At 39.4% G+C, this 13,392-nt stretch carries 11 protein-coding genes; 2 read left to right on the top strand and 9 right to left on the bottom strand.

Translation table 11 applies throughout. The annotated features are described in order from the left end of the window. Positions 1–38: 38 nt before the first annotated feature. From GJU32_RS15305 to zapA, 6 genes are all read right to left on the bottom strand, one after another. Positions 39–1,231 (bottom strand): IS3 family transposase gene (locus GJU32_RS15305; protein WP_155592825.1). Its coding sequence is split into 2 segments (ribosomal slippage): positions 39–925 and positions 925–1,231, totalling 1,194 coding nucleotides; the frame shifts between segments, so codons are not numbered across the junction. A 202-nt stretch (positions 1,232–1,433) separates the two neighbouring features. Then, a complete protein-coding gene (locus GJU32_RS15300; RefSeq protein WP_155592824.1) occupies positions 1,434–1,847 on the bottom strand; it encodes a DUF350 domain-containing protein in 414 nt (137 codons plus the stop codon). 22 nt (positions 1,848–1,869) lie between these two features. Continuing rightward, a complete protein-coding gene (locus tag GJU32_RS15295) occupies positions 1,870–4,236 on the bottom strand; it encodes an endonuclease MutS2 (RefSeq protein WP_155592823.1) in 2,367 nt (788 codons plus the stop codon). 18 nt (positions 4,237–4,254) lie between these two features. Continuing rightward, positions 4,255–5,964: a DNA polymerase/3'-5' exonuclease PolX gene (polX, locus tag GJU32_RS15290; protein ID WP_155592822.1), complete on the bottom strand. Its 1,710-nt coding sequence runs from the start codon at positions 5,962–5,964 to the stop codon at positions 4,255–4,257. 59 nt (positions 5,965–6,023) lie between these two features. Beyond that, entirely contained in the window at positions 6,024–6,563 is a 540-nt protein-coding gene (locus tag GJU32_RS15285) for a CvpA family protein (RefSeq protein WP_155592821.1), read from the bottom strand. A 5-nt stretch (positions 6,564–6,568) separates the two neighbouring features. Then, a complete protein-coding gene (gene zapA, locus GJU32_RS15280) occupies positions 6,569–6,829 on the bottom strand; it encodes a cell division protein ZapA (protein ID WP_155592820.1) in 261 nt (86 codons plus the stop codon). A gap of 136 nt (positions 6,830–6,965) precedes the next feature. On the opposite strand from zapA, the gene rnhC reads away from it, so the two are divergent. Next, complete coding sequence (gene rnhC / locus GJU32_RS15275) at positions 6,966–7,892, top strand: ribonuclease HIII (protein WP_155592819.1); 927 nt, start codon at positions 6,966–6,968, stop codon at positions 7,890–7,892. A gap of 200 nt (positions 7,893–8,092) precedes the next feature. Here rnhC and pheT read toward each other — a convergent pair whose 3' ends face one another. The 3 genes from pheT to GJU32_RS15260 all read right to left on the bottom strand — a co-directional run bounded on the left by pheT (position 8,093) and on the right by GJU32_RS15260 (position 12,719). Beyond that, the gene (gene pheT, locus GJU32_RS15270; RefSeq protein ID WP_155592818.1) at positions 8,093–10,510 is read right to left on the bottom strand and encodes a phenylalanine--tRNA ligase subunit beta; all 2,418 of its coding nucleotides are present in this window, start codon (positions 10,508–10,510) and stop codon (positions 8,093–8,095) included. A 12-nt stretch (positions 10,511–10,522) separates the two neighbouring features. Next, positions 10,523–11,560 carry a phenylalanine--tRNA ligase subunit alpha gene (pheS, locus tag GJU32_RS15265; RefSeq protein ID WP_155592817.1) on the bottom strand — a complete coding sequence of 346 codons (1,038 nt, stop codon included), beginning with the start codon at positions 11,558–11,560 and terminating at the stop codon, positions 10,523–10,525. A 394-nt stretch (positions 11,561–11,954) separates the two neighbouring features. Then, entirely contained in the window at positions 11,955–12,719 is a 765-nt protein-coding gene (locus GJU32_RS15260) for a TrmH family RNA methyltransferase (RefSeq protein ID WP_155592816.1), read from the bottom strand. 187 nt (positions 12,720–12,906) lie between these two features. Here GJU32_RS15260 and GJU32_RS15255 point away from each other — a divergent pair, with 187 nt between their 5' ends. Next, complete coding sequence (locus tag GJU32_RS15255) at positions 12,907–13,302, top strand: (deoxy)nucleoside triphosphate pyrophosphohydrolase (RefSeq protein WP_155592815.1); 396 nt, start codon at positions 12,907–12,909, stop codon at positions 13,300–13,302. Positions 13,303–13,392 lie beyond the last annotated feature (90 nt).

Raw genomic sequence — 13,392 nt, 5'->3', positions numbered from 1 at the left:
TGGACTTACCCCTGTTAAGTAGACAACACTAAAAAACACTACGCAGCCATCTGGTGTCGATATTCTATCGGCGCTAGATGGTTGAGTCGTTTTTGAAAACGTTTATAGTTGTAAAAGTAGATATATTGCTCAACTGCTTGGATAATCTCTACTTCAGAATTATCCTGTAGTAGATACAAACACTCGCTTTTAAAATGGGAGAAGAATGATTCAATACAGGCATTATCGTGACAGTTCCCTTTACGAGAATGGCTGCCAATCATGCCGAGTTGTTCCACTGTTTGATGATAGTTAATCGATGTGTATTGAAAGCCTTGATCTGAATGGAGAATACTTCGATACACATTTCTTTTTGCTGTCAATTCTTCAAGCGTATCTATGACCAGTTTTAAATCGTTTCGTTTGCTTATCTTCCAAGCGACAATTTCGTTATTATATAAATCTTGAACCGCAGAAAGATAGAGAAAACCAGTTTTGGTTGGTAAGTACGTAATATCTGTGACGAATACTTCATTTTCTGTACGCTCTTTAAATTGGCGTTCTACGATGTTATCGAATACACGAGATACTTGGTTTTTCCACACACGACGCTTCTTACGGATAATGGACTGAATGCCTAGCTCACTCATTAATCGATAGACTTTCTTGTGATTTATTTTGAACCCTTTGTCTCTTAAGGCGATTTGCATACGTGGGTAGCCATACATTTTATGTGTTTGATGAATCGATAAAATGTGCTCCTTTAAAAGGATATCATCCCGTTTACGTAACGATACCTTTCCATTTTTTACCCATCTATAATAGCCTGAACGTTGCACTTTAGCCATTTCAGTTAGCCAAGTAATCGGGTAACGATTCTTCATCTCATCAATAATTCGATAACGATCTGGATAAGTTGGCATGCCTCCATTTACAGATTTGGATACTGCTTTTTTAGGAATTCCACCTGTGCCTTATAGTAATCCCGTTCTTCTTCCACATCTTTAAAGTGAACTCGTTTACCTTTCAGAGGATTCTTCACACCTTTCGCTCCAGAACCAGCGGATGGAAGACGGTTAAACGCTTCAATCGAACCCACTTCTTTAAACTTTTTGACCCAAGCCACCACCTGCGAACGATTTTGAATGCCATATTTTTCTGCAATTTTTTGCGAGCTTTCATTGCCTTTTAAATAAGCTTGTACTACTTCTAATTTCAATTCATTTGAATAAACCTGATTTTTTCGAGCCATAGAAAATCCCCTTTAAGTAGAATGTTAACTACAGTTTAGTGTAGTTTTTTTTACATTGTCTACTTAAAGGGGATAATATCACCCTCACAAGAAGGATGCGTTTTTTTGCTTAAACAGTCATCATATAGTAGACGCCCACTGCCAAAAATGCGATACAGACAACGATTAGTACTTTTGCTAATTTTTCCATGTCACGACACTCCTATGCAATACTTGCCCCAATTACAAACGATAGACCGACTGAAATGGTAAAGGAAATGAAACCAACTGAGCGATTATCATTGGCAATCTCTTGATCAACATTAAAACGAGGTGTCATAAATTCAAATAAGAAATACGCTACAATCAATAGTGTAAAGCCAAAAAGACCCCAGCCAATCATTTCACTCATTGTACTATGGCGTGCAATGGAAAAGCGAAAAATATTACAAATACCAAGAATTTTTCCACCTGTCGCAAGAGCCACAGCCACATTACCCTTTTTAATTTCTTCCCAATTTTTATATTTCGTAACGACTTCGAACAATGCCATCGAGACGACTAAACATAATACAACAACACTAAAATATCCTGCCGTTTCGATAATTGGATATCGCCAAAAGCCAGAATTCAGCATTTTTCTCCGTCCCCTTTATAGCTTATTTCAATTCAACAACTGTGACGCCTAAGCCCCCCTCGCCGGCTTCACCAAAACGGAAGGATTTCACGCGCTTATGCTTTTTCAAATAGCTTTGAATACCTTGGCGTAAAGCCCCTGTACCAACACCATGAATAATTGATACACGACCATAATTAGCGAGTAGCGCATCATCAATATATTTTTCTGCTCTTAAAATCGCGTCCTCATAGCGCTCACCACGCAAATCTAATTCTAATTTAACATGGCTATTTCGATTTTTCACACCAGCTGTTCGTAATACAGGCTCTTTTTCAGGTTTAATATACTCCAAATCACTATCTGAGATTTTCATTTTTAAAATCCCCATTTGGACAACCCATTCAGTATTTGACACTTTTTCTAATAAAGTACCCCGTTGACCATAGCTTAACACCTTTACCTCGTCCCCGACAACTAAGTTTTGCGCACGAGCTTTCACTTGTGCCGCTTTTTGCAGCACTTTATTGTTTTCAAGTGGTGTAGCTTCTTCCAATCGTTTCCTCGCTTCAATCAGTTCATGCTCCTTGACAACTTGGTCGGCATTTTTGCGCATTTCTCTAAGCTCTGCAATAATTGTTTCCGCTTCTTGTTTAGCTTCATCTACAATTTTACGAGCTTTTTCTTTTGCTTTTTTATCAAGTGCCTCTTTACGCTCTTCGTATGCTTGCAATTTATCTTGAAGCTCTTTACGTAAAGTCTCTGATTCTAATAGTAGCGCATGGGAACGTTCTGCATCATCTTCAGATTGGCGACGCGTTTCTTCCAGTGAGGCAATCATCGATTCAACCTCATGTCGATCTGTCCCTGTAAAGCCTTTGGCACGTTCGATAATAGATTCTGGAAGCCCAAGACGGCTAGAGATTTCAAATGCATTAGAGCGCCCAGGTACACCAATAAGTAGACGGTAAGTTGGACTCAAAGTTTCAATGTCAAACTCGACACTTGCATTGGCAACGCCTGGTCGATTATAGCCGTATGCTTTTAGCTCAGGATAGTGAGTTGTAGCCATTACACGAGCACCTCGACCATGCACTTCGTCTAAAATAGAGATGGCTAAGGCAGCTCCTTCCTGTGGATCAGTACCAGCTCCTAGCTCATCAAAAAGAACAAGTGACTCTTGATCAAATTTTTGTAAAATGTCTACAATATTGACCATATGAGAAGAGAACGTGGAAAGTGATTGCTCAATGGATTGCTCATCACCAATATCAGCAAACAGTTGCTTAAATACAGCGAGCTCTGATCCATCTAACGCTGGCACTGGTAACCCAGCTTGTGCCATTAATGTACACAAGCCTACCGTTTTTAACGTCACCGTTTTACCACCTGTGTTTGGACCCGTAATCACAATAGCTGTAATCTCTTTGCCAAATTCAATATCATTTGGAATAGCCATATCTATTGGTAGAAGTGGATGACGCGCACGGACTAGTCGGATATAGCCATCTTGATTCATTTTAGGCATCGTACATTTATTGGCTTGTCCATATTTACCTTTTGCTAATATGACATCGATATCACCTAAAACTTTTACTAGGTTAAATAAATCTGGTGCTACTTCTTGCACCATTGCACTTAATGCTAGTAAAATGCGGTCAATCTCGGCTTGCTCCTTCATTTTCAAGCGATGAATTTCATTATTCGCTTGTACAACAGAGTCTGGCTCGATAAATAATGTTTGACCTGATGAAGATTGGTCATGGACAATACCGCCATAATGGTGACGATACTCTTGTTTAACAGGAATTACAAAGCGATCATTACGAATAGTGACAAGTGTATCAGAAAGCATTTTCGCCGCATTACTTCCACGGATTAAACTTTCCAATTTAGAACGCACCTTCGCTTCCTCAGCACGTAAGGATTGGCGAATGGAACGCAACGTTTGACTTGCCGAATCTACTACGGCTCCATTGTCATCAATACAGTTATTGATTTCATGTTGCAATCCCGTTAATACAGGGATCGTTTCCTTTTTGGCAATGAAATGTGGAATCTCAATCACTTCATCAGCCTCTATATCTTCAATAAAATTGCGAAGAATTCTACTAGCTCGAATCGTACTTGATATTTCCATTAGTTCTATCGCTGCTAACATGCCTCCTATTTGTGCACGTCTTGCAGATGGGCGAACATCAAATATTCCACCCATTGGTACATTGCCTTTTACACGCAAAATGGATAATCCTTCATCCATTTCCTCTAATAATTGTACTACTTTAGCAAAATCGGTTTGTGGCACAAGCTCCTCTATGGCAGATTTACCAATTGATGAAGTACAATAAGAAGCCACTTGCTGCCGAACTTTATCGTATTCTAGTGTTTTCAATGCGCGTTCTGCTATCACTGAGAACACCTCCTCAACCTATTTATTTCGTCTTATGAACGCTTCAAACTGTTCACGCGTCCATGTATTCACAATCATATCTTTTGGTAGCCATGCTCTATTTGAATAGCGAACACCAATATCCATAAAACGCAAATGAGCAATATCATGAGCATCTGTATTAATGGCTATAGGCACACCTGCAGCTAGAGCCATTACTAAATGTTCTACACATAAATCAAGACGATACGGATTTGCATTTAACTCTAAAATTTTACCATATTCCTTCGCCCACGCAATTAACTGTTTCATATCAGGATTATAACCATCACGATCCTCAATAATTCGACCAGTTGGATGGGCAATCATATGAACATACGGATTTTGCATGGCCGTTAGTAAACGTGCCATAATTTTATCTTGTGATTGTGTAAAGCTAGAATGGATAGAAGCAATAACAAAATCTAGCTCTTTCAACACGTTATCTTCAAAATCGAGGGAGCCATCTGGCAAAATATCCATCTCCGTCCCTTTAAACAAATAAAAATTTGGATGTGTATCATTAAACATTTCTATTTCCACACGTTGCTTTTCTAAACGCTCCGGCGTTAAACCATTTGCGACCTTTAGAAATTGGGAATGATCTGTAATTACGCTATATTTATAGCCACGTGCAAGTAATGCCTCGCCCATTTCTGCAACAGAGTATGCACCATCAGACCATGTCGTATGCATATGCAAATCTGCCATTATATCTTCTAATCGAACTAAGTTTTGAATATCGTTTGTTTTGTCAAATTCCACTGTTCCTGTACGTAAACTCGGCGGTATCCAAGGTAGATCAAAGTGAGCAAAAAATGCCTCTTCATCTTGGAACGTCAAAACAGTGCCGTCTTCCTGCTCAACGCCGTATTCACTAATTTTTTCACCACGCGCTTTTGCAAGTTGGCGCATTCGCACATTATGGTCTTTTGAACCTGTAAAATGATGCAGGGCAGTTGCATATTCATTGTTCTTCACTAAACGGAAATCAACACTAATCGGATCATCTAAGTCTAAAATTACCGAAATTTTTGTATCTCCTGCTGCCACCACTTCTTGAATTGTCAACGACTTTAGTAATTTTTCACGTACAACATCAACCACTTCTGTCACTACTATAAAATCGATATCTTTACTTGTTTCTGCCGCTCGACGAAAGCTTCCAGCTACAGAAAAACGTTCCACTTCTTCCATACTATCTAGAAGTCCCTCTATTTGTAAAACCACAGGCTCTAAACGCCAAATTGGTAGTCGTTCAGAACGATTAGCTAAATTAGCAAGTTCCTTTAAAATTTTTTCCTCAGTTTTTGCAGCAAAGCCTGCTAATTCACGAACTTTGCCCGTTTCACAAGCCTCCTTTAAGCTTTCTGCTGAGTCAATGCCTAGTTCTTGGTGAAGCTTCGCAATTTTTTTCCCTCCCAAGCCAGGCAATTTTAACAATGGCAGTAACCCTTTAGGTACAATTTCTTCTAGCTCTTTTAACAAACTCGATTCACCCGTTGCCATTAAATCTTCAATTACTGCTGCCGTTCCCTTTCCAATGCCTTTGAGTTTAGTTACATCATCCATTTCACTTAATGAACGCTCGTCTCCCTCAAGTGCTGCAGCTGCTTTTCGAAAAGCAGATACCTTGAATGGATTTTCTCCTTGTAGTTCCATATATAAAGCAATTTTTTCGAGTGTGCGAATAATTGTTTTTTTATTCATTGGTTATTCCTCCTATCGTAAAAACACTTCTCTCAAAACAGAGAGAAGTGCATAGTTTACTATTGCATATAAATATACCACCAATTTTGGAACATCTTTGTAATAATCGGCGTATGTTCCAACATGAGACCACTTAACAATGACTTCGACATTAAATTTTGAATGAAATCAACTGGTAATAACGCGCACACGTATAGCAAAATAAACATAATTAAATAGTTTTCAATCATGCCAAGTAATGCACCAAGCCAGCGATTCACTGTATTGAGCACAGGTAAATACGCAATAAAATCAAATATCGATGCCACGATTTGCAACGTTATTTTGACTGCAAAGAAAATAACAGCAAAGGCAATCACTCGATAGAAAGTACGGTCCAAGTCTAGACTATCAATGACAACACCTAGACTACCTGTATCAGTGACTCCTGGATACGGAACCCAAAATACAAATTTTTGTGCTAATGGCTTATAATAAATATACGCAACAATTAGGGCTACTACAAAGCTGACAATGTGCATCATTTGTACAATGAAACCACGTTTTGCGCCGACGCCAATTCCAGCTAACAGTACCACTAATATGATTAAATCTAACATTCTCTTCAACCCTTTAATTTTTTCAATTCTTCTTCTAGTTGCTCCATTCGTTCTTTTAATAGTAAATAATCATGAACAGTATTTACTGCTGTCAGAACAGCAAGTTTTGTGCTATCAAGTGAGGGATTATGTACGCTCATCTCGCGCATACGGTCATCAACAATCGAAGCAACAAGTCGCATATGGCCAATGGATTCTAAGCCGACCATTTTATATGTATGACCATATATTTCCACAGAAATTTTATTCTTTTCTTGTTTTTCCATAGTCGCACCCTCCTATAAATTCGATGCACACACGATTTTTTCAGCTTGTGAGCACCATCACACAAAAAAGCTATTTATTATCATACCATGAAAGGTATAAAATTGTGAACAACGAGGGACAGAAAGGAACGATTAAATGTCAAATATTGTGCTTTCCATTTCAATAAATATTCAAAAAGAGGTAATGGCTTACTATGCAACCTACTTTATTGAACGAAAGGCTCCTGGTGTCATCTTTGCTGCCAAACTACCAGATACAGCGATAACTATGTATAAATCAGGAAAATTAATGTTTCAAGGAGGTGGCGCTGAACGCGAGGCTGCTCGTTGGGGAACTATCGAAAAAACGACTACTCAGAAATCATCTTCTATTGGGGCGAAAGGTGATGTACTGCCTGATCACTTCGCCACAATGTCTGTATTAGGTTCAGATGAAACAGGCACAGGCGATTATTTTGGTCCTATCACAGTAGCTGCTGTGTATGTGCCTACATCCAAAATCGAACTCATAAATGAGCTTGGCGTAAAAGATTCGAAAATGCTAACGGATGATTACATGCGAAAAATTGCACCCGATTTACGTGCATCTTGTGTCTATAGCGTTCTCGTATTACGTAATGAAAAATATAACAGCCTACAAGCAAAAGGCTATTCCCAAGGGAAGATGAAAGCCATGATGCACAACAAAGCATTACAAAATACACTGACAAAGATGGCACCAGAAAAGCCTGAATCTATTTTAATTGACCAGTTTGCCGAACGTGGTGTCTATTACAACTATTTAAAAAACGAACGTGAAATCGTAAAAGAAAATGTATACTTTTCTACCAAAGCAGAGCAACTACATGTGGCTGTTGCTACAGCATCTATTTTAGCTCGTGCTGCATTTTTAAAGGAAATGGATCGTCTAAGTGAGATAGCAGGGCTTGATTTGATGAAGGGGGCCTCCAATAAGGTCGATATGCAAGCAGCACGAATTTGGCGTAATCAAGGTGAGGAATTTCTACGCTCCATAACAAAATGGCATTTTGCCAACACTGAAAAAGCACGAAAGTTAACCTAACAAATTCACTCGTTGCCCTCAAATGGTATGGTACTTTGGGGGTAAAAGCGAGGGAAGCAGATCGATCCCGCCCGTAGTGAAAATCAACGGCTTTACTTTATTTCATTGTAAAAGAAAAAAGACTGTAGGCAAACTCTCAAATTCTTTGAGTTTGTCTACAGTCTGAGACTGCCTCGTGAGGCAGTCTTTTTCAATATATTTTAGCGTACTTCTGTGCCTGAAATCGTAGCAATTGCTTTTAACACTTTGTTGTGTGCAGCTACTACTTCTTCGTCTGTTAAAGTTCGTTCTGGATCAAAGTATGTGAGAGAGAATGCTACAGATTTTTTGCCTGACTCCATTTTCTCACCTTCGTAAACGTCAAATACGCGGATGTCTTTCAATAATTTTACGCCTGCTGCGTCAATTGCATTGATTACTTCTCCTGCTGTAGTTGTTCGGTCCATAATTAGAGCGATATCACGAGACATAGCAGGGAAACGAGGAACTGGTTTGTAAGCAAGTGGTGCTTCTTGTGCAGTTGCATTTAATAGGGCAACTAGATTCATTTCCATGACATATGTGTCCTTTACACCCCATGCTTTTTGTTCTGCTGGGTGGAGTCCACCAATAATGCCGACTTGTTCGCCATCTAATAAAATGCTAGCCGTACGTCCTGGATGTAATCCATCTACTTGTGCTTTCACAAATGCAATGCGATTTTCCAAGCCTAACTTACCGATTACACCTTCTACAATGCCTTTTAATACAAAGAAATCTACTGCTTTTTTCTCGCCTTGCCAAGCATGGTCTAACCATTTTCCTATTAATACTGCTGCTACATGTTCTTCTTCGTATGGTTGCCCCTCATTTGATTGACCAAGGAACACTGAACCAATTTCATATAAAGCAACACCTTCAGCTTGACGCGCTACATTATACGCAGCCGCTTCGATTAAGTGTGGAATAAGGCTTTGACGTAATGTAGAACGTTCTTCACTCATTGGCATTAACAAACGAGTCACTGGCTCTGCTTTCAAAGCAAAACGTTGTGACAATGCATCGGATGTTAACGAGTATGTCACAGCTTGATTAAGGCCAGCACCTTCCATGAAAGTACGTACAACACGGCGATTTGCTTGGTATGGTGTCAAATTCCCTACTTGTGTTGCACCCTCTGGAAGTGTCATAGGGATTTCATCATAACCATAAAGACGAGCAATTTCCTCTACTATATCCTCTTCAATTTTAATGTCTTGGCGACGTGTTGGCGCATCAATAATTAATAAACCATTTGCTGCCTCTACACCAAATTTAAGACGCTCTAAAATAGACAGCATATCTTCTAAAGCAATTTTCATACCTAAACGTTCATTAATAAAATCTGGAGAAACAACAACCCGCGCTGGTGTTTTATCTAACTCATCTACGAGACATGTGCCTTCTAATACTTCACCACCAGCTAGTTCAGCTAGTAATGCTGCAGCACGTTCAGCAGCAGGTAAGACACGGTTTGGATCTACCCCTTTTTCAAAACGAGCAGATGCATCAGAACGTAGACCAAGGTGACGAGACGTTTGGCGTACTGTTAAGCCGTCAAAATAAGCTGACTCAATGACAACAGTCGTTGTAGAATCTGTTACCTCTGAATTAGCGCCACCCATTACTCCAGCAATAGCTACTGGCTCTTTTCCATTAGTAATGACTAAATCAGACGCTTTCAATGTTCGTTCTTGGTCATCCAACGTTGTAATTTTTTCACCCTCATTTGCTTTTCGAACAACAATTTCACCTGTTGCTAGGCTATCATAGTCAAAAGCATGTAGTGGTTGACCATATTCCATTAACACATAGTTTGTCACATCCACCACATTATTGTGCGGGCGTACACCAGCTGCCATTAAACGATTTTGTAGCCACATTGGTGATTCACCAATTTTTACGTTTTTCACAACTTTTGCTACATACATAGGATTCGCTTGTAAATTTTCCACGCGAAGCTTTAGGAAATCCTGTGCTTTTTCACTAGCAGTTTGATAGGCAATCTCTGGATACTTGATTTCCTCAGAAAGGATGGCACCTACTTCATAGGCTACACCTAGCATAGAAAGGGCATCTGAGCGATTCGGAGTTAATCCTAGCTCTAGCACCGTATCATGCAGGCCTAAAATAGCCAGTGCATCTGAACCTACTTCCGCATTTTCTGACAGTACGTAGATGCCTTCTGAATATGCCTTTGGAACAAGCTTTCCTTCGATACCAAGCTCTTGTAATGAACAAATCATACCGTTAGATTCATGTCCACGAAGTTTCGCCTTTTTAATTTTAATACCACCTGGTAAATGTGCTCCTGGACGAGCAACAATTACTTTTTGACCAACATCCACATTCGGAGCACCACAAATAATTTGTTGTGGCTCTGCTTCTCCAACGTCAACTTGACAAATATTTAATTTATCAGCTTCTGGATGTTTCTCTTTTGATACAACATAACCGACTACAACCTTATCCATCGCGTTTGCACGATCAATTACTGCGTCAACTTCGATACCAGAGCGTGTAATTTTTTCAGCTAATAGTTCAGGTGCTAAGTCCTGTGTATTGACATAATCTTTTAACCATTCTAATGATACTAACATGTTTTATCCCCCTTACGCTTCTGTTCGCTCAAATTGTGATAAGAAACGAGTGTCACTTGTATAGAAATGACGAATATCGTCAACACCATATTTCAGCATCGCAATACGTTCTGCACCAATACCAAATGCGAAACCAGAAACTTTCTTCGGATCATAGCCAGCCATTTCTAACACGTTTGGATGAACCATACCTGCACCTAGAATCTCAATCCAGCCAGTGCTCTTACATACGTTACAACCTGCGCCACCACATTTGAAACAAGAAATATCCATTTCTACTGATGGCTCTGTGAATGGGAAGAAGCTCGGACGAAGTCGAATTTCGCGATCTGCACCAAACATTTTTTTCGCTAAAGTATCTAATGTTCCTTTTAGATCACTCATACGAATATTTTCGCCAATCACTAAACCTTCAATTTGCATAAATTGATGTGAGTGTGTTGCATCATCATTATCACGACGGAATACTTTACCTGGACAAATGATACGAATAGATTCGCCTTTTTTGGCTTCCATCGTCCGTGCTTGTACGGGTGACGTATGCGTACGAAGCAATATTTCCTCGGAAATATAGAATGAATCTTGCATGTCACGAGCAGGATGACCTTTTGGTAAATTCAATGCTTCAAAGTTATAGTAGTCCTTCTCCACTTCAGGACCTTCAGCAATTTCATAGCCCATTCCGATAAATAAATCTTCAATTTCTTCAATTACACGTGTCAAAGGATGGCGATTCCCTACTTTAACTTCACGACCTGGTAAAGTAACATCAATCGACTCACTTGCTAATTTTTCAGCAATAGCTGCATCTTCAAGTACAGCCACTTTTGTTTCTAATACTGCCGTTACACTTTCACGAACATTATTCACTAAAGCACCCATTTTTGGACGTTCTTCAGCTGATAATTTCCCCATCCCTTTTAATAAATCAGTGATAGGCCCTTTTTTTCCCAGATACGCAACTCGCACTTCATTCAATTCTTTTAAATTTGCAGCTGCTTCAATTTTAGCAAGCGCTTCTTGCTCTAATTGTTTTAATTGCTCTTCCATGATAAAACCTCCTTAGAAAATAAATGCCTGCATTTTAGGCATAAAAAAACTCGCCCCTAAAAAAGGGACGAGGACATATTCGCGGTACCACCCTAGTTATTGCAAGACGAAATACCTTACAATCACTTCATTGACATAACGACTTGATGAAGCCGGCACACCTTTACAGTTTCAGACTGGTCCCGGTGGCTGCTCGCGGGCTGAATTCAAAACTGCATTGATACGGCGTTGGCTCTCAATCTCTGGCCTAACGCTCCCTGTCGTCCATTCACAATTTTTACTACTTCCCGGTCAAAGCATTTATTATTTAAACTTACATTTTAGAATAGATTATACAGTAATGAACCGGAGCAAATCAAGGGTCAACTGCCTGAATCCCGTTTTTGTCTGGAAATTACTTCACAAAGCCATATAAAACAATACCTGTTGCTACAGCTACGTTTAATGATTCAGCCTGTCCAAAAAGAGGAATAATCATATTTTGATCTGTCATTGCCAATAGCTGAGGCTGAATGCCACTTCCTTCATTCCCCATAACAATCGCAAATGCACCCGAATGCTGAATGTCACTATACGGAACTGCATCCTCATCCAAAGCAGTTCCAAATACAGGTACACCCTGAGCCTGTAATAAATCTACCCACTCTGTTAAATCTCCTCGTATTACTGGGATGTGGAAATGTGAGCCTTGTGCAGCACGTAGTGTTTTTGGATTATAAAGATCAGCACAACCTTTTCCTAAGATAACAGCATCTAATCCAGCTGCATCAGCTGTACGAATCATTGTCCCAATATTACCTGGATCTTGGACAGCATCAATTAATAACACCTTACGCCAAGTTGCCATCGTTTCATTCTCTAAAACTGGTTGCTTGCATACAGCAAAAACGCCTTGTGAAGTTTCCGTTTCTGCGAATTCCTTTGCAACAGTTGCCGTTACTTCTACAATCGCAACATCATCAATTGGCCATAACATTGGCAAATCAATACCTTCACGCACAATAATTTGTAATACATGCTCTTTATTTTTTAATGCTTCTTCAACAAGATGAAAGCCCTCTACTATGAATTCACCTGATCGTTCACGCTCTTTTCTTGTCGTTGCTAACTTTTTCCAATATTTAACTAACGCATTTTGCGTAGATTCGATTCTCTTCATCGCTACCTCTTACCGCCTTTTTCCTATATATTGACCACTATTATACCTTAGGAAATAGTAAATTTCATAGCTATGTGTGGAAACTGTTGATTTCCAAAAGCGCTATATGAATTAATAACAAATGATACATGCTATAATCATACAGAGTTAAAATCATCTGACTGAGTCAAGAATGGGGTAAATGTAGATGAAAAAAACGATACATGTAGTTGGTGCCATTATTGAAAATGATCAACAAGAAATTTTCTGTGCTTTAAGAAGTCCACATATGGTACTAGCAAATTATTGGGAATTTCCTGGCGGTAAAATTGAACAAGGTGAAACACCTGAACAGGCACTTTATCGTGAAATTCTAGAGGAATTTAACTGCATGATTCAAGTAGGTGAACAAGTGGCAGAAACCCTTCATGAATACGAACAATTTTTCGTTCACTTAGAAACTTATCAATCTTCCATTATAAAAGGCACGCCAGAAATTCTGGAACACGCTGAAGCAAGGTGGGTTCCTCGCAATCAATTACTTGGCCTTCCATTTGCTCCAGCAGACCTTCCTTCAATCAAAAAATTGTTAGCTGAAAAGTGAGGTCCACTCACTTCCTATCATGAAAAGGAGAGGCTTGGTTGCGTCATGTTCTTTTGATACATACAATGCTTCATCTGCTTTTTCGTATAT

It is taken from the genome of Lysinibacillus cavernae (genome assembly GCF_009724685.1).
Taxonomy (GTDB): Bacteria; Bacillota; Bacilli; order Bacillales_A; family Planococcaceae; genus Lysinibacillus; species Lysinibacillus cavernae.
Note: the sequence above shows the minus strand (reverse complement) of the source record. Positions and strands in the feature narration are given on the sequence as shown.